This is a genomic window from Cochleicola gelatinilyticus, assembly GCF_001637325.1.
Taxonomy (GTDB): Bacteria; Bacteroidota; Bacteroidia; order Flavobacteriales; family Flavobacteriaceae; genus Cochleicola; species Cochleicola gelatinilyticus.
Genome location: NZ_LRXL01000037.1, coordinates 357,720 through 375,621 on the forward strand (window position 1 = coordinate 357,720; position 17,902 = coordinate 375,621).

16 protein-coding genes and 1 pseudogene are annotated in these 17,902 nt (G+C 30.8%); 12 read left to right on the forward strand and 5 right to left on the reverse strand.

Translation table 11 applies throughout. The features are described from left to right. Positions 1–5 precede the first annotated feature (5 nt). From ULVI_RS09245 to ULVI_RS09260, 4 genes and pseudogenes are all read left to right on the forward strand, one after another. The gene (locus ULVI_RS09245; RefSeq protein WP_068592063.1) at positions 6–2,774 is read left to right on the forward strand and encodes a TonB-dependent receptor; all 2,769 of its coding nucleotides are present in this window, start codon (positions 6–8) and stop codon (positions 2,772–2,774) included. Between the two features lie 30 nt (positions 2,775–2,804). Further along, positions 2,805–4,001: a DUF4249 domain-containing protein gene (locus tag ULVI_RS09250; protein WP_068592064.1), complete on the forward strand. Its 1,197-nt coding sequence runs from the start codon at positions 2,805–2,807 to the stop codon at positions 3,999–4,001. Between the two features lie 9 nt (positions 4,002–4,010). Next, positions 4,011–5,768, forward strand: a complete 1,758-nt coding sequence (locus ULVI_RS09255) for a hypothetical protein (protein ID WP_068592066.1) — start codon at positions 4,011–4,013, stop codon at positions 5,766–5,768. 80 nt (positions 5,769–5,848) lie between these two features. Then, a pseudogene (locus tag ULVI_RS09260) lies at positions 5,849–6,694 on the forward strand (YifB family Mg chelatase-like AAA ATPase); the annotation flags it as partial. A 29-nt stretch (positions 6,695–6,723) separates the two neighbouring features. Here ULVI_RS09260 and ULVI_RS09265 read toward each other — a convergent pair. Beyond that, positions 6,724–7,485 carry a hypothetical protein gene (locus tag ULVI_RS09265; RefSeq protein ID WP_068592068.1) on the reverse strand — a complete coding sequence of 254 codons (762 nt, stop codon included), beginning with the start codon at positions 7,483–7,485 and terminating at the stop codon, positions 6,724–6,726. A gap of 98 nt (positions 7,486–7,583) precedes the next feature. On the opposite strand from ULVI_RS09265, the gene ULVI_RS09270 reads away from it, so the two are divergent. From ULVI_RS09270 to ULVI_RS09280, 3 genes are all read left to right on the forward strand, one after another. Continuing rightward, on the forward strand, positions 7,584–9,263 hold the full coding sequence (locus tag ULVI_RS09270) for a recombinase family protein (RefSeq protein ID WP_068592070.1): 1,680 nt from the start codon (positions 7,584–7,586) through the stop codon (positions 9,261–9,263). A gap of 5 nt (positions 9,264–9,268) precedes the next feature. Next, positions 9,269–9,760: a hypothetical protein gene (locus ULVI_RS09275; RefSeq protein WP_157632599.1), complete on the forward strand. Its 492-nt coding sequence runs from the start codon at positions 9,269–9,271 to the stop codon at positions 9,758–9,760. Between the two features lie 124 nt (positions 9,761–9,884). Then, positions 9,885–10,385, forward strand: coding sequence for a hypothetical protein (locus tag ULVI_RS09280; protein WP_068592076.1), 501 nt, complete (start codon positions 9,885–9,887; stop codon positions 10,383–10,385). A gap of 117 nt (positions 10,386–10,502) precedes the next feature. On the opposite strand, the gene ULVI_RS09285 is transcribed toward ULVI_RS09280, so the two are convergent. Continuing rightward, a complete protein-coding gene (locus tag ULVI_RS09285) occupies positions 10,503–10,706 on the reverse strand; it encodes a hypothetical protein (RefSeq protein WP_068592077.1) in 204 nt (67 codons plus the stop codon). Between the two features lie 201 nt (positions 10,707–10,907). Here ULVI_RS09285 and ULVI_RS09290 point away from each other — a divergent pair, with 201 nt between their 5' ends. The 4 genes from ULVI_RS09290 (at position 10,908) to ULVI_RS09305 (ending at position 13,206) form a co-directional block, all read left to right on the forward strand. Continuing rightward, on the forward strand, positions 10,908–11,159 hold the full coding sequence (locus tag ULVI_RS09290; protein WP_068592079.1) for a hypothetical protein: 252 nt from the start codon (positions 10,908–10,910) through the stop codon (positions 11,157–11,159). Between the two features lie 87 nt (positions 11,160–11,246). Next, positions 11,247–11,786, forward strand: coding sequence for a tyrosine-type recombinase/integrase (locus tag ULVI_RS09295; RefSeq protein ID WP_068592081.1), 540 nt, complete (start codon positions 11,247–11,249; stop codon positions 11,784–11,786). A 59-nt stretch (positions 11,787–11,845) separates the two neighbouring features. Then, positions 11,846–12,148, forward strand: a complete 303-nt coding sequence (locus ULVI_RS09300; protein ID WP_068592083.1) for a hypothetical protein — start codon at positions 11,846–11,848, stop codon at positions 12,146–12,148. 821 nt (positions 12,149–12,969) lie between these two features. Beyond that, positions 12,970–13,206: a hypothetical protein gene (locus ULVI_RS09305; protein ID WP_068592084.1), complete on the forward strand. Its 237-nt coding sequence runs from the start codon at positions 12,970–12,972 to the stop codon at positions 13,204–13,206. 70 nt (positions 13,207–13,276) lie between these two features. On the opposite strand, the gene ULVI_RS09310 is transcribed toward ULVI_RS09305, so the two are convergent. The 3 genes from ULVI_RS09310 to ULVI_RS09320 all read right to left on the reverse strand — a co-directional run bounded on the left by ULVI_RS09310 (position 13,277) and on the right by ULVI_RS09320 (position 16,127). After that, positions 13,277–14,065 (reverse strand): methyltransferase, encoded by a 789-nt coding sequence (locus ULVI_RS09310; RefSeq protein ID WP_197463498.1) that lies wholly within the window; start codon positions 14,063–14,065, stop codon positions 13,277–13,279. Positions 14,066–14,107: 42 nt separating this feature from the next. Continuing rightward, positions 14,108–14,803 (reverse strand): sigma-70 family RNA polymerase sigma factor, encoded by a 696-nt coding sequence (locus ULVI_RS09315; protein ID WP_068592086.1) that lies wholly within the window; start codon positions 14,801–14,803, stop codon positions 14,108–14,110. 130 nt (positions 14,804–14,933) lie between these two features. Beyond that, positions 14,934–16,127 (reverse strand): helix-turn-helix domain-containing protein, encoded by a 1,194-nt coding sequence (locus tag ULVI_RS09320; protein WP_068592088.1) that lies wholly within the window; start codon positions 16,125–16,127, stop codon positions 14,934–14,936. A 1,112-nt stretch (positions 16,128–17,239) separates the two neighbouring features. On the opposite strand from ULVI_RS09320, the gene ULVI_RS09325 reads away from it, so the two are divergent. Then, positions 17,240–17,713 carry a sigma-70 RNA polymerase sigma factor region 4 domain-containing protein gene (locus ULVI_RS09325; protein WP_068592091.1) on the forward strand — a complete coding sequence of 158 codons (474 nt, stop codon included), beginning with the start codon at positions 17,240–17,242 and terminating at the stop codon, positions 17,711–17,713. The last annotated feature ends 189 nt before the right edge of the window (positions 17,714–17,902 follow it).

A 17,902-nucleotide genomic window follows, 5' to 3' on the forward strand; every position in this document is an offset into this window, starting at 1 on the left:
CTTCTATGCTGAAAAATTATTTTTTCCTTCTGTTCCTTTTAATTGCAAATTTTGCAGTTTTTTCGCAGGAGGATCCTAAAGTTTCAATTCGTCCAGGAACTACCGAAGTATTAGAAGTTATAAATCAAATAGAAAATCAAACTTCATTTAAATTTTATTATGTAGCCGAATGGTTTGAAGATCAGAAAGTAAATGATGTTTATACCAATGTAGCAATCTCTGAATTGTTAGAATCCCTTTTTAATGAAACACTTATAAATTATTATCAATTAACAGATAATAAAATTGTTCTTACTAGAAACAATTATATTTACGATACACTACCTCAAGGGTTTTATCCCGAAACAACTACCAAAGATTCGGTCATCCCGAAATCTTCAACTATAGTAGCTCCCGTATTTTATAAAGAACAAACAACAAGACAACAACAAAATGTCGAAACGGTTAGAATTGGTAAGGAAGATAGAACAACGAGTAACAAACAATTTACAGTAGCCGGTAGAATTACAGATTTTAATTCGGGAAGTCCTTTAGCAAACGTAGCGTTGGTTGTAATTGGGAAAAATATTGGGGGTGTCACTAATGAAGATGGGTATTATGAGCTTGAACTACCAACAGGAGCAAACCTTATTGAAGCGCGATTATTAGGATTGTCTACAGTTCGAAAAAGAGTTCTCCTCTACAACAGCGGAATACTCAACTTTAAGATGTCTGAAAGTTTAGAGAGTTTAGGGGAAGTTTATCTCGAGGCTAACAGCAATAAAAACGTAAAGGAAGTAATTGCAGGGGCTGAAGTAATCGATGTGGAAGAAATTAAAAATATTCCATTAGTCTTAGGAGAGCGAGATATTTTAAAAGTGGCTACGACCTTACCGGGAATTACTACAGCAGGTGAAGGGGCTGCAGGTTACAACGTACGGGGAGGTAAAACAGATCAAAACCTTATTCTCTTAGACGATGCAGTAATTTATAATCCAGCACATTTCTTCGGAATCTTTTCTGGTATTAATCCTTTTACATCGGGAAGTGTAAATATCTTTAAAGGCAACATTCCAGCAGAATATGGAGGAAGACTCTCTTCTGTATTCGACATAAAAACCAAAGATGCAAATACCGAAAAAATTGCGGTTGAAGCATCCGTAGGTCCTGTAACCAGCAACGTTGTTGTGGAGTTACCTGTAATTAAAGAAAAATCGGGTGTTTTGGTGGGGGCTAGAACCACATATTCAAATTGGATTTTACGTTCATTAGATGAACCTGAACTTCAGAACAGTAAGGCCTCATTTTTTGATGGGATCGCAAAATACAACCATAAATTCGACGATAAAAATACTATTAAAGCTTCAGGATATTTTAGTAGAGATGCTTTTAGTCTAACATCCGATTCGGTATATAGTTATACGAACCGATTATTGTCTTTACGCTGGGATCATACGTTCAATGAGAAGAACAAAGCTAGTTTTATTCTAGCGAACAGTCGGTATCAATTTAATATTGAATATGACGATAATGCTGTGGATGATTTTAAAATTAATTATAGCAATACCGAAACCGAATTTAAAGCAAAGCTGCAGTATCTTATGAATGACGTACATAAATTCGACTATGGACTTTCAGCAAAACTATATACTATCCGCCCAGGAGAAATACAGCCACTAGGTAACGAATCAATAATAACACCTATAGAAATTCCACAAGAGAAGGCTATGGAAGGTGCGCTATTCTTTTCAGATGAATATACTGTAAATGAAAAACTTTTGGTAAATGCAGGGCTTCGATATTCTTTTTACGCTGCTTTAGGAGAAGGAGTACAGCGAATTTATAATTCGAATACGCCTAAAAGTACTGCTACATTACAGGAGGTTGAACAATTTGGCTCAAATGAAATTATAAAAACATATGGAGGCGCAGAGGCGCGGATTTCAGCACGCTATTTACTGAGGCCAGATCTTTCATTAAAAGCAAGTTATAGTAATACCCTTCAATACATTCATACCCTTTCCACAAACACTACAGTCTCTCCTACAGATACCTATAAGCTCTCTGATAAAAATATTGAACCACAACGTGCCAATCAATATTCATTAGGATTATTTAAAAATTTAGAGGATAACACTTACGAAATAAGTGTTGAAGGTTATTTTAAACGTTCTAAAAATATTCTTGATTATAAGGTTGGTGCCGAATTATTGCTCAATGAACAACTAGAAACAGAAGTCCTTCAAGGTGATGGACGCTCTTACGGAGTAGAGTTTTTAGTACGAAAAACCAAAGGAAAGTTAAATGGGTGGTTAGGATATAGCTATTCAAAATCTCTAATAAAATTGGATGGAAATTTTCTTGAAGAAAAGGTTAATAACGGAGAATACTTTCCTGCCAATTACGACAAGCCACATGATGTAAGTATCGTAGCGAATTATAAATTAACTAAAAGATTTAGTTTGTCCGCGAATTTTGTTTATCAGACAGGAAGACCAGTAACTTTCCCTGTAGGAACTTATGAGTTGGGAGGAGCAGATTACGTTCTCTATAGTGATAGAAATGCATTTAGAATTCCAGATTATTATCGATTGGACCTTAGTTTAAATATTGAAGGGGATCACAGATTACAAAAATTAGCCCATAGTTTTTGGAACATATCGGTTTACAATGTATTAGGGAGAAACAATCCGTATTCTGTATATTTCGTTACTGAAGGCGGAGAAATTAAAGCATTTCAAAATTCAATTTTTTCAATACCTGTGCCTACGATTACTTATAACTTTAAATTTTAACAAGATATAACTCTATATAAAAAAATAATTATGGCATTTAAACAAGTCAATAAAATAATTTCTTTATTACTGATTGTAGGGTTGATTTCTTGCGTGGATGAATTCGATTTTGAAACTCAAGCCGGTTTTGAAAGTGCTATTGTAATTGAAGCTACTATCACAAATGAATTTAAAACTCAAGAAATAAGATTAACACGTACATTTCGTCTTGAAGAGGATGGTCCACAAGCAGAAGCCGACGCAACTGTAACCGTTACAGAGGGTGAATCTGTCACCTATAATTTTACAGATATGGGAGAGGGGGTTTATCTTTCAACAGAAGAGTTTAAAGCACAACCTAATCGCGACTATCAATTAAATATAATTACAAGTGACGGAAGAACATATGCTTCAGAAATTATTCAATTAACAGCTTCAACAGAACTAGATGCTATAGTACCTACGCGACAAACAAATGATAATAGTGTAGATGGGGTCGCATTATTGGTAAACAGTTATGACCCTACAGGAGCATCCAAATATTACAAATATGAATATGAAGAAACATATAAAATTATATCTCGTATAAAAACAGATTCAGTTTTTAAACTTGTCCCAACTAATTCTGGGGAAGATTTAGTGACCGTTGTACCTCGTGAAATAGAAGAAGATGTTTGTTACAATACAAGAATTTCAGACGCACTAATTTTAACAACCACTAGTGGCTTGGAAGAAGATAGAGTAAGTCAGTTTCCAGTTCGATTTATTTCTAAACGTGATCCTATTGTTGCAAATGGTTATAGCATACTTGTTAAACAGTACACGCTGTCATTAGAGGCATATACTTTTTATGAGACGCTTCGGGATTTTTCAGGATCGGGAAGTATTTTTTCTCAGACACAACCAGGTTTTATTAGAGGAAACATTAAGTCTACTCAAAACCCAGATGAAAAAGTTATAGGCTTTTTTAATGTATCAAGTTTTTCGTCTCAACGTGTGTTTTTTAAATTTTTAGATGTTTTTTCATCGACCGATATTCCTGGTACTTTTTCTCCAGAATGTCCAGAAACACGACCAGGATTAGATCTTAGAATGCGAATTAGGGCAAATACGATCCGTTTTTTAAGGACAGCCACAGCAAGTGAACCAGCAGAAACTGGGGAGGGACCTTATTTTGTAGTGCCAAGATTTTGCGTCGATTGTCGATTTTTTGGTTCATTAGAAGTTCCTGATTTTTGGGAAGATTAAATACATAATATGATCAGACAGCTTATACTCATTTTTTTTATTTTAGTAGTATGCATATCATCTCATGCGCAATCATTTCCTGCATCAGAACTACCATCTACTAATAATGTATCATTTCCTTCCGAAGAGGTATTTGTACACTTTAACAGTACACTATTATTTGCTGGCGAATATTTATATTATAAGGTGTACGTACTTAAAGGGAAACAACGAGAACTTAGTGACTTCAGCAAAATAGGGTATGTTTCTCTGGTAGACGAGAACTTTACTACTGTTTTTACTCATAAACTTCAATTGAAAAAGGGAATTGCGCAAGGTGATTTTTTTATACCTACAGAACTACCATCTGGGAATTATAAATTAGTAGCTTATACCAATTGGATGCGCAATTACGATACCGACTTGTTCTTTCAAAACACTGTAACAGTTATAAATCCATATCTTGGGAACCAAAATGCACTTCGTGCGACAGGGCTTTCAGAAACACAAATAAATAAGCCAGACATTCCCATACATACTTCACGGTATCTTGCAATTAAGAACCTTCAACCTGTATACAAAAAACGCGAGAAGGTATCTTTTACTTTACAGTCTTTAAAAAATATAATGGGCATGAGTACCTATTCTGTTTCCGTTAGAAAAATTGATGCTATTGGCCATAATCCACAAACTACTTTTGAAACATTTGAGCGAATCTCGGCTATAAAAAATCCGTTAAAGAATCGTTCTGCTGCCCAATCGATCTACTTACCAGAGTTAAGAGGAGAATTACTCACAGGCCGTTTAATAAGTAACAATACTGGTCAATCTGTTGCGGGTAAGAAAATTTCTTTTTCAACACCTGGAAATAATTACATAGCAAAAGTAGTTACCACCAATTCAAAAGGGGATTTTATCATTCAGATAGAAGGACCTTATACATCCTCTAAAGGTTTAATTCAACTTCTTGAAGACGATAAAGAAGGTTATGAAATTCAAATTAACAAACCTACTTCACCAAAATTTACTTCATTGAAATTTGAAAAGTTTGCATTAACTCCAGCTATGAAAGATGAAATCATAACACGCAGTGTCTACAATCAAATAGAGAACGCATACTTTACGGTAAAGCCAGATACAATTCGTTCCTTAGAGCAACAAACGAGGTTTTATGAAGGACGGGAAGTTATTAATTTTACGCTCGATGATTATACCCGTTTTAGAACCATGCAAGAGACCATGATAGAAATTGTTGATTTTGCTGGAATACGTACCGATAGTAAGGGACAAGACCATTTCTTTGTTAGGCCGTTCGAACAGAGTGCAAATTCAACGTTGCCACCACTCGTAATCGTTGATGGATTGGTCGTGCCAGATCACAGCCTGCTTTCAAATTATGATCCATTAAAGATTGAGAAGATCTCAGTGATTCGCGACAAATACTACTATGGTTCCCAAGTGTTTCAGGGAATCATAGAAGTAACTACTATAGAAGGAAATTTTCAACTAACCGATTATAAACCCTATGAAAAATGGGTAGAATTAGATGCGCCTCAACCCGTTAAAAATTATTTTAAACAACACTATTCTGAAAATGATTCTTCTTTAGATCGCATTCCAGATTTTAGAGATCAATTACTATGGATGCCCAACATTTCTATTACTTCTGAAGAAAAAGAAATTACATTTTATACGTCAGATAATAAAGGAACATATCAAATAACTATTGAAGGAATTTCAGATTCTGGGTTTCCAGTTTCCATTTATGAAACATTTATAGTAGAATAGTCCTTCAGAAATCTCATTGAGTTTTTATAAAATTATAGTATCTTCACTACTGCATCAACTCCCATTTATGCAAATAGAAAATGCTCACAAAAGTTTACGGGAGTGCCGTCTTTGGCGTCGAAGCAACAACCATCACCGTTGAAGTTAATGTTGATATTGGAGTAGGTTATCATTTAGTTGGTCTGCCCGACAACGCTATTAAAGAAAGTAATTTTAGAATAGCTGCCGCGCTTCAAAATAACGGATTTAAAATTCCAGGGAAAAAATTAATTCTTAATATGTCGCCCGCAGATCTGCGCAAAGAAGGCTCTGCATACGATCTCACACTCGCAATGGGAATATTGGTAGCCACCCAACAAATCGAGGAAAAACATTCACTTTCGGAGTATATCATTATGGGAGAACTCTCTCTCGATGGAAGTTTACAGCCTATTCGAGGCGCTTTACCCATAGCGATAAAAGCAGCAGAGGAAGGTTTTAAAAGGTTTATTCTCCCCGAGCAAAATGCAAAAGAGGCAGCAATTGTTGAAGGCATTTCTGTATATGGGGTGAAAACTATTAAAGAGGTTATCGATCATTTTAATGCAGCCACTTTATTACAAGAAACCATTGTTGATATGGAGGCGGAATTTTTTAATCACCTAGAACATCCTGAATTCGATTTTGCCGATGTAAAAGGACAGGAATCTATTAAGCGTTGTATGGAGATTGCGGCTGCTGGAGGACATAATATTATTTTAATTGGTCCACCGGGTTCAGGAAAAACAATGCTAGCAAAACGACTCCCTTCAATTCTTCCACCCATGACGCTTCAAGAAAGCCTTGAAACCACAAAAATTCATAGTGTGGCAGGACGTACATTAGAGAAAAGTGGTGTAATGACATCTAGACCCTTCCGTAGTCCGCATCACACCATAAGTGATGTTATGCATTATAATGTGTGGGTGTGTTCATTTTAATTTTGATTAAGCATTTCCAGAACCAATTTTGATTTTTGTTGAAAGTCATTAAAATTCAAATATGGTTTATATTTCTTACTAGGATTTATAGGGTCTTCCTTAAATCTTAAATCTCTTTCTTTAGATTTTTCAAAATATCTCAATATTTTAAATACATCATTATCTATAGATTGTGCGAATATAAAAATCAACTCATCTTTATTCTCATCATTAATATTTGATTGATGTAATAAAGTCTTAATTAACCTTGACTCGTTAAACATTCGATTTATAATATATTTATAAATCGAACCATAAGTCCATACTAAGAAGTCATTATCCCTTATTCTTAACTCTTTTATTTGAGTACTGATAGACTCATCCAATTCTGGAATAAATTCGTTTGCGATAAATTCGAGACTTATATTCGGGCTTGTAGATTCCAGATTATAATCTTTATTATATTGAATTATATAATTATTAATGTCATTATTAATAGACTCATATTTCTTAAAAATTAATGTGGTCAATCTTGAATATTTAAATTCTTCACGTGTGTCTTTCAAATCTTTTTGCTGTAAAATTATAGTCAAGATTATACCAAATAAGGCAAAGCCAGAAAACAAGGCATTTATTGAGCCAAACATATCACCAAATGTTCCTCTATCTACAGAGCTTAAATTGTTATAGAGGATTAAGGCAGTACTAAGCCATAAAATAATAATAATTGGAATACCAATAGAAATCCAAAATTTAAAATCTTTATAATTATTTTTCATATTCTAGTATCATACTTTTTATTAGTGTTACTACTAATTGTGGGGGTAATATTATAATTACTATATTTGAATTGTCAAACAATTTAAAATTACACATTATGTTAGCTATCTACACACGATTATCAAGAGAAGATGATGATTCAACTTCTATCAAAAACCAAATTAGAGAAGGTAAAGCATTCGCTAAACTTCATAATAACAAATCCTTTGAAATTTACAATGAAGGTGAAGGAATATCCGGAACACTTTCAGTTGAGAATCGACCTGCATTAGACCAACTTATTAAAGATATTATATCTAAAAAAATTACCGTTATCTGGATGCGTAATCAAAACAGATTAGAACGTTCCACCTACACATATCATTACTTTATCAAATATGCAAAAGAAAACAATATAAGCGTTTATTTTGGAGATAAGGGCAAGTTAGATTACAATGACCCAACTACTTATTTACAAGGCTCTATACTCTCTGCTATTAATCAATACGCAGCCGATTTACAATCACATCAAACAAAAAAATCATTACTCGATAATGCAAAAGAAGGAAAGTTCCACGGAATACCACCTTATGGTTATAAAAAGAATGAAAATAGGGTAGTGGTAATCGATGAAGAAGAAGCCAAAGTAGTTAGGAGAATCTATGCATTATCATTAGAAGGTAATGGTCAAAGTAAGATAGCTGAATTTCTCACAGCAGATAATATCCCAACTAGATATAATAAAATTGGAAAGGGAACACTAACAACCACAAATAAATTCACAAAAGAAAAAACCACTACCAAAAAATCTAATATAACTTGGAGCGGTAACACTATCCGGGGAATTATTACCAACACAGTTTATAAAGGTGAGAAATTATATAAAGGAGAAATCTTTAAGATTGAGCCAATTATATCTGCTGAATATTGGCAACAAGTAAATGATAACTTAAAGAATAATAGAAATACTAGCGGAGCAAAAACAAATACTTATAATTATCTTCTCAAAGGATTAATTAGATGTGGAAAATGTGGTAGAAACTTTTACGGCAGAACAAGAAAAGATAAAAAAGACCATTACTATATGTGTTCTTCAAAACGTATCAAAAATGAAAACTGTGGCAATAGAAGTATTAATATTGATTTTATTGAAAATTTTATATGGAATCAGTTTTTTACCAATGGTTTATTGAGAGATAGGATTGAAGCATATTATGATAATTCAGACGAAAAACAACTTCTAAAACAATTCGCCGGGGAATTAAAAAAACATAATACAGATAAAGAAAACTTACTTAAAGAAAAATCTCAAACGACAAAATATCTAGTTAAAGGAATTTTGGAAGAAGATGAAGCAGACCAACAATTAATTAGAATAAGAAAACAATTAAATGAAATTGAAACTAAAATATTAAACACTGAAAGTAACATCGATTTCTATAAAAACAAATCCCAATCAGTAGAAGAAATAACAGCAGACTTAACAAACATAAAAAAGGATGCGACCTTTAATGATAAAGAAATATTGGTGAATAATTATATTCAAAATATCAAAGTACTATTCCAATACGATAATTATATAATCGATGTGGAAGGTTACGGTTTAAATACTAGAATAATTTATGAAGTAGATAGAAACTACAAATATATATCTGAGGTTGATAAATTATATTACAGATGGTTGGAAGAAAGAAAGAAAGGAACCATAAAACTCAAATTTGAAGAATATATTGATAATGATATTAATAACTCCAGTTTTTACCAAATGCCGGGGGAAAAGAAAATAACAATCAAATAATTAATATGTCACTACCAATAACGCCATCACTACCAACAGACAATCTATATAAGTTCCTAGCAATATTTGGATTAATACTTGTGATATTCTCATTGTATACATCCTTTTACAGCGTAAGAGATAGCTTAAAAGAATCTGAAAATTTAGTAGATGAAACCTATTATAAAATTATAGAAGCAATGGGTAATAGAAATCTTACTAAATCAAATGAAAATTACAATAAAACTATTGAAACAGATTCATTAGGAAATGCATTATTGGTACAAGTCAAAGAGGGAAAAGAAGAAATTGCAAGAATAAAGTCAAAAACAATAGAGAGAAATAATAAAGCATTAAATTATATATTCTTCTTGGGGATGTTAATGATGGTTTTTGGATTTTATTTATGGTATCAAAGAGTTCAGAAACCTATAGATAGTTTAACACAATTACAATTAGCAAAACTGAAAATTGAAATACTTAATAATGTTCCATCTGATACAGAAGAAGAAAAATAAAATAAAGAGTAAATTTGTAATACTTCATTAATTTTTAATAGTGTAATAATTATTAAATTGTTTGACGACAAAATGAAGTAAGGGGTAATCTTAATTGATTGCCCTTTTTAAATTAAATCAAATTATGGCAAAAAAACTAACAAAAGAACAATTGGAAACTCTTAATAGAATCTTACAAGATTACTCAACAGACTTTAAACAAGATAAAGAACATCCTACAAAAAGGGTTGATATATTATTAAATGCAATTTGTGGCGGTGGTTTATTTCTAATATTTAATTTTTTAAAGGAAGTAGATATTTCAGAATTAAGTTCTATCCAAACCAATTTAATTATTATTAGTGGAGTTGGTTTTATGTTATCTATATTAATGAATTACTTTGCTTTGGAAACAAGCTTATTTCAAATAAATACAGAAGAAAAATTATTTAATGATGTTGCTAATACTTTAAAAGACCAAGGAGACGGGTGGAGAGAGAAATTTTTAAAAAAGGAAGAAGAAGCAACCGAAGAAGTACATAGATTATACTATATAAAAAGCAGATTGTACAATACTTCAAAATTGACAATGACTCTTTCTGTGATACTTTTAGGAATATTCTTCGTTAAATACGTACTTAACTAAATGTTTAAAAACTGAGATGTAGGGCAATATAAAAAGGGAGTATTTATATAACCCCTGTGAACGTAATAAATGAGTTAAAAGTATATCCACTACGCTCATCTTAGACCCCTGCCACCCCTATTTCAATTTTCTTACTGTTATATCGTGCATATCTCCATTATTATCTAAAAGTTGCTCTAATTGAATCTTACTTCCATCCGGTGCAGTAATGAATTGAATTAAACTTCTAACATTATAGTTCCCTCTACCTATTGTTGCAGCAGCAGATTTATCATTTATTTCTGTTTCAACAGTCCAACCGCTATCCTGTACTTTTTTCATAGTAGTAATTTTAGATTTATTTTACAAATATAAGAAAAATTTATATATACTAATTTTAGTATAAATATACGTTATAATTGTATGTATACGAGTGTATTTAAAATGTTCACTTACTATATAAATGAAGATTATGAGTAAAAATAATGCTTCAAAACACACAATGTGATAAAAAAGTTCGTTTATTATTTTTAAATCTCATAAATGAACATTATCTTTGAATTGTCAAACAATTTAAATTATTACATTATGTATAAGATTGAAACAATTAAAAACGGAATTAGTGGGTGTGGTGCCTATAATACTTCAGACGTGACAATATTAACTGAATCATTTGAAACTCTAAAAGAAGCTCGCAAGGCAATAAGATTAAAAATTAAGAATGATGGGTTCATTAAGTATGCAGATTACACAACCAATTTAATTGATGGCTTAACACTTCACACTAACTTTTAATATAAAATCTTTAGTAGGGGGGTAACACCCCCCATAAATTAACTTCAATAAGGGTGTGACACAAGTACGCAAAATAAATATAATATTATGACAGGTTCAATATATATAGATTATAACAAAGCATTACACAAAGGTTTAAAACTAATTAAATCAAAAGAGAATCCAAACTTCGGACTATTAATTATCTGTGGTATTAATTTAGGATTACGCATCGATGATTTATTACAACTAACTTTTGACCAATTGAAACAAGATAGTTTTACTATAGAAGAAGGTAAGACAAAGAAGAAGCGAACACTAAAAGTAAATGATGCGATTAAGAATGCTTTAAAGCACTTTGAAGATGATATAACATATCAGTTAGGTGGTAGTCCATTTACATCTCAAAAGGGTTCTGTGTATTCTGTACAGCACATAAACAGGTTAATGAAGAAATATTTTAAGGGTAAGGTAAGTTCACATAGTTTGCGTAAATCATTTGGAAGAAGGGTTTGGTTAAATGATAACCAAAGTGAACGTGCATTAGTTTATTTATCTCAGTTACTAAATCATTCATCTACACACACTACCCGTACTTATTTAGGAATCCAACAAGAAGAATTGGACAACATATATATGAACTTATAGAAAAATTTATATGTTTGACCCTAAATTATATTGATTACTAATAACCTACAAATAAAATTATGGAAGACCAACGCAAACAATTTAAAAAAGATTTAGACTTCTTACTTTCAAAAGGATATAATGCCAAAGGTATTATGATTATTAATAACGAAAAAATATTTAGGTTTGATAATCAGCAAGAAGCAGATGAAGTTACAGAATTAGGATTTAATGCTTATCAAACAGAAAAGTATCTAGAAGTATTAAATGACCATATAGATACTTTACAAACAAATGAAGAAGGTAAATTCTTGAAAGGTCAAGAACCTTTTTTCAATTCTAATTTAGGAAAGGGATATGATTCAATTAAAGATACATTTTAACTTTTTTCAATATATTTGTCCTTCAATGGGTAATTGATACTTTCCTATTGTTATTGATTATAGAAGCCTTTAGATAAATCTAAGGGCTTTTTTTATTTTTTTCTTCCCGTAAGTACCTGTGTCTACCTATATCTTACGTTGTCTTCCTGTAAGTAACCGTGTCTTACAATGTTTATTATTTACTACGTTATTTTACATTTACTAAGTTGATAAAATTAATCCAACACTGTTGGCATAAGTTTTTATTTAAAGTTTAAATATTTGGATGAAATGTAACAATGTTATCATATAGATTACTCCAATATTAGAATCTTTGTTTTTTAAAACTTAAAAATAATATGCTGTAGCTGTGTCCTTTTAATTGGATTGTTAACAAAAAATAGGTGGTTATCAACATTTGTATTGTTGATGCGCTGTTAACATCGTAATTCAATTTCTAGAAAACAATTATTTAATTCAATTTAGCTTTGTATTAAGTCATTCACGAGTATATGTTGTGGTTTTGTAATTGTCACAATGATTTGAAATGATGTTTTGTAGGTTTGATTTGTTTGGTGAAACTGGAGGGTTTCAAGTTAAACTATATATAAAGTAAAATATAAAATTATTGGTGTAAAGAAATAAATGTTTTAAATTTGTATCTGGAAGGAACACGATAGCGTAAAACCTACAATTTCAGATTACTTACCTACTCATAATGTCATTTATAAGGCAAGCAGAAGGGAAAACTTTAGAACAATTTGTTTCTATCCACTAAGAGTTTTTCAGCCATTATAGGCTACCTAATGTTTCGACCCGTGCGGTCTTTAAACCTTATTTAAATGATGGAAAATATTAAATGGTATTACGGTTTTATTATCCCTATTGCAATAGCGATTGTAATGGTTGTTCCCAGAACTTTAGAAGTATTAATCAAATTTATTCAGACTACTTGTTTTTGGTTTGTGGCACTTTTATCTCCTAACAGTGCGGAAAGAGTTATCGGTTTACTTGAAAAATACAGAAATAAGCAAATTTCAATAGATAAATCAGTATTTAATAAAATAGATGATACTTAAACTATTCTCAATTAATTGAAACCTATATACAGTAACACGTTTATTGGTGTATAAATATCAATTAAATTCATTACCAGTACAGCTCTTTCCAATCAAAGTTGATTATCTCACAGACAGGAGAAACACCCTTCCAATCTTTCTTATAATATCCCGTATCAATTCCACTATTGAATATTGGGTCATATTCAGTTTCTTTTAAAAACTTCTTTACTTTTCTACTTGGTTCTAATCCATTTGGATTATATCCTTTGGAATCTAATCTTAAATCACAGAAACCTTGTTTGAAGGTATCATTAGAGAATTTAAATGGTGTACTGTTCTGTGGTATTAGAAAAGTTCCATAATCGGCTATTTGTTCACCTATTTCAATTGTGATAAATTCAAATTCTTTTCCCTTATATTTGATTTCTTTAAGAACATCATTATCCAATCCAGTTTTAATCTTTCCAAAAGGTGGGTTTGAAATTACTTGGTCAAAGTGACCAAAGGATTTGTAATCAAATATTGATGCATTTAACCAATTTGCTTCTGGAAGTAGTTTCTTTCCAACTCTTACATACTCTGAATTGAGTTCTATACAAGTAACATCACATTTTTTATAATGATATGCGAAGAAAGATAGTATTCCGATTCCTGCGCATAGGTCTATTAGTTTGCAGTCATTAATTATTTCTAATGAGAAATCTTCTGCTAATCCCTGTGGGGTGAAAAATGCACCGGCTTGTGAATTAATGGAAGTGGCTGATTCGTTCCAGTTGTTATATACAAATAATTTATCATCCCACGTTAGGGTATCTTTCTTTAATAGTTCTTCAGCTTCATTATGTGCTTTAAATTGTGCTTTTGTAAGTTTTGCCAATGTATCATAATTCTTTATTTTGTGGTGGGTAATCCACCATTATTAATTATCTCTTAACTTATTTAGAGCCGTTTTAAATGCTTCATTTTTTTGTAGCTTCTCAATTGAAGTGTGAAAGATTTGGTTTATTCTTTGGTGAGATAAACCATATTTAGAAGCCTGCTGTTTATGTATTATAGGCTTCTTCATCCCCAAACCTAAGGTTTCGATTACTACAGTTGCATACCTTTCTTTTTTTAGATTTTTTTTAATCAATTCAATTAAGTAATCTTCATTTTTTTCATCGATATAATCTTTGGAAGTATCTTCAATTGAATCCTCAAATTTTGTTTTCCCATCTTCATTAACCATTATTGATAAATCGCTAAAATGTGAAGTAAATGGTACATCTTGTTTTTCGTAATTGGTTTGCATCTTTCCAATTAATGCATACGGTCTATATCTTATCCAATCCCAAACATTTCTTTCCATACAGATTTTTGCGTAAGATGGGAATGATGCAGCAGCTTGAACGTTATAGTTTTTGATAGCAGGGATTAATCCACCAAGTGCCGGAGAGAATAATTCATCTGGACTATATTGTGATGTGGTTGCGTATTTGGTGGCTACTTTTAATGCAAGTGGTAATTGTGAGCAAGCAATTTTGTTTTTATTCTTATCTCTATCTATGAATAATTCATCTATTTCTAATTGAGATAGTTTGACATAGTTTTCTGTAACGTATTGGTTTAAGTTCACTTTTCATTGTGGTATTATTTTGTGATGTTTTGGTTAGCATCATTATTTACTCTCAGAATATTATTTATTCTCAGTTCTGTATTCTTTTGTTCAGCTCTCAATTGGTCTAATTTTTCTAATACTTCTTCCATTATGCTGTTTTATTTTTTAAATAAGTTATTATTTTGAATCTATCATTATTTGAGTAGTTTACACCTTGCTTAAATTCTCCAATTTGGATTAGGTATTTATCTATCATCTCTATTTTCCCAAGATTCATCGGAAGGTTCAAAATGTCCATATTAATCTTATCAGTATTTTCTACTTTGGTTTCATTTTTAAATGTGAAACTATCATCCACCATTTTTCGAGGTCTGTTTATTGGGATTACTTTTTCATCATATCCATCTTCAAATGGTAGTAACTTTTCTTCTTTAATTTCTTCCGGTAAATTTGGAATTATGTTACTTACATCGGAAATTATTTTTTCCCATTGCTTTTTTACTTTTCCAACGCTCGATAGTGCTTTTTCTTTTTCAAAGTTATAAGTTCTAAATTCTCCAGATAAAACACCATCTTTAAGAAATTTGATAATTTTTTCTTTTTGATTTGGGTTAGCACACTCAAAACGTTTCAATTCATTGAGGTAATTATTTATAAGTGCAAATAACTCATCTTGAAGGACTTTATCTTCTTCAGCTTGCTTTTTCTTTTCCCTATTTGCTTTTGCTTCTTCTCTTAGCTGTTTTCTTTTAGCTTCTTCTTTTTTCATTTCGACTTTTACTTGTTCAATGGTTGTACAAGATTTAGCGAGGGTATCTATAATTCCTTCGTAATTTGATAGGGTAGAAGGATTAAATGACCTTTTAAGGGCTATTATGTCATCTTTAAGGGATGGTTTCTTTTCGATTATCTCGGTTTCGGTTAGTGTATTTTGCTTAATGGTATTTCCAAAAGGTTCATTTTGAGCTATCTTGATTTTCGTTGACGTTTCTTTCATTGACTTGGTCTTTTTTCTAATTTCAGAAGGCTCATTTTGAGCTATCTTGAATTCGTTATAAATAGTTGCTTTTCTGTTTTTGTATTGCTTTTTCTTTTGGGTAATATTCTTAACAAAATCGGTTTTTATAATCCCTTTCTTTTCGAGTTGAGTAATATTTCTTTTTATGGTTGAGAATGGTGTACCCAATTCTTCAGCTATTTCCTTTTGTGTCTGATAACAATATTTTCCGTTAAGTTGAAAGCTTAATAAATAGCCTAATATTACTTTGTGTGTAGTGGTTAAATCCTTCCTTTTCCTTAATTCGGTAGGAATCTTGATGAATGTTTCTTTTTCTTGTGTCATAGTTTTTATTTTTATCCAGTATTATAAATTTTCCAGTTTTGCTTTTCGGGGTACTGGAGTAGGTTAGGAGCTTATCCCCAACCTACAACCCCTGTAACTGAGTAATGTTACATATATAAATAGTCCTTTTTTACAGAAAGTATGATTTCCAATTGTTAAATAAAAGTTAAAATGTATTGTTTCCTAACCAATTTTACAGGTATAATGCGATAATAGTAAGAAAATCGATAAGTTGCAAGCCAAAATGAAATTGTTTTAAAAAAAATTGGATTTGATTAAAATAAATTGTATGTAGCTTTTTAAACCAATGTAAGAATTTATAATATGCTCACAGAGTTAATTTAAAATACTTTTAATGGATTTTAAGTCAAATATGGTATATTGATATATTTGAGTGTAAAATAGTTTCTTAAAACGCTTTAAAATGAATATTTTATTTAAAGGGGTTTAGCGGAATTTGGGGTTAGTTCGCTTGGAAGCGTTTGTTTACTTGGATATTTTCTTATTCTGTGGGGGTGGAGCGCAATCGGGGGTTTTAAATTAAGAAGGGTTGAAGGTGTATTTTCTTTTGTTAAATAATATTATTCAAAATATTTTAGTAATGTTTCCGGTTGGAGATTATTTATTTTAAAAAGATTTATTATAAAAAAAAATATTTATTGAAATAATAAAATATAAAAATTAGGATTGGAAAATGAGAAAATATATTTTTATTAAAATTAATGTTACAGGTAAAATAAAATATTAAATTTTTCAATCATATTTTTTCTTTATACTTTCTTTTTTATAAATAATATCTTTATAATTATATTACTTTATTCTTCTTTAAGTTATAATCTAGTTATATATAATCTAGTTAGATTTAATCTAGTTAGTTAAGAAGGCTCAAAATGAGCTATCTAAAAAGGCTCAAAATGAGCCATCATAGAAGTGTCAAAATGAGCTATCTGGATTTTAAGAAGGCTCAAAATGAGCTATCTGGATTTAGAATATTCTTCAACCAATAATCACCAATTTTAAATTAAATAGAATTATTTTCTATCAATATTGACTTTTTTAGTTTTTTGAACTATTTATTATAAATAACAGATAAGTATATACCAAAATGAATAGTGCCAGAATCAGAAAAAAAATTATTAATCAATAAAATAATATCCAAATTCCCCAATCATTTTAAAGAAGATTTGTTCAATGAATGTTACATCGAATTGGATAGTATTTTAAAGCGATTTGACCCAGAAAAAAGTAATATAAATACTTTCAGTTACAAACATCTTTACTTCAAGTGTAAACACTTTATAAATAGTCTCCAGATAAATAATGAATCGTTAGATGAAATAATATTCGATGAAGAAGGGAATGGAGAAAGTAAAGTAAATTATTTGGAAAGTGTTGAAGATTTACAACTTCGAATAGAAACTACAGATTACATTCTTCAACACAATAAATATTTAACTGAGGTTGAAAGATTCATTCAAGATAAGTACTACAAAAATAGAATGAGTGTGAAAGAAATAATAAATGTTTTTTATCCTTATCACCTTATAAAGAGCAAAAAAACTATCTACAAAATATTAAAAAAGTAAATGACCAAATACGAACTAATTAATAACCAACTAACCAACCTTGTAAAACTTATAAGAAACAATATTAAAGCCGATAGCACAACGATACAGCACCTAATGATATATGAACGCTTTTACAAATTAGAGGGCAGCAAACAGCAAAGATATGAGCAATTAGCGAAGGAATATAAACTATCTTCAAAATGGATT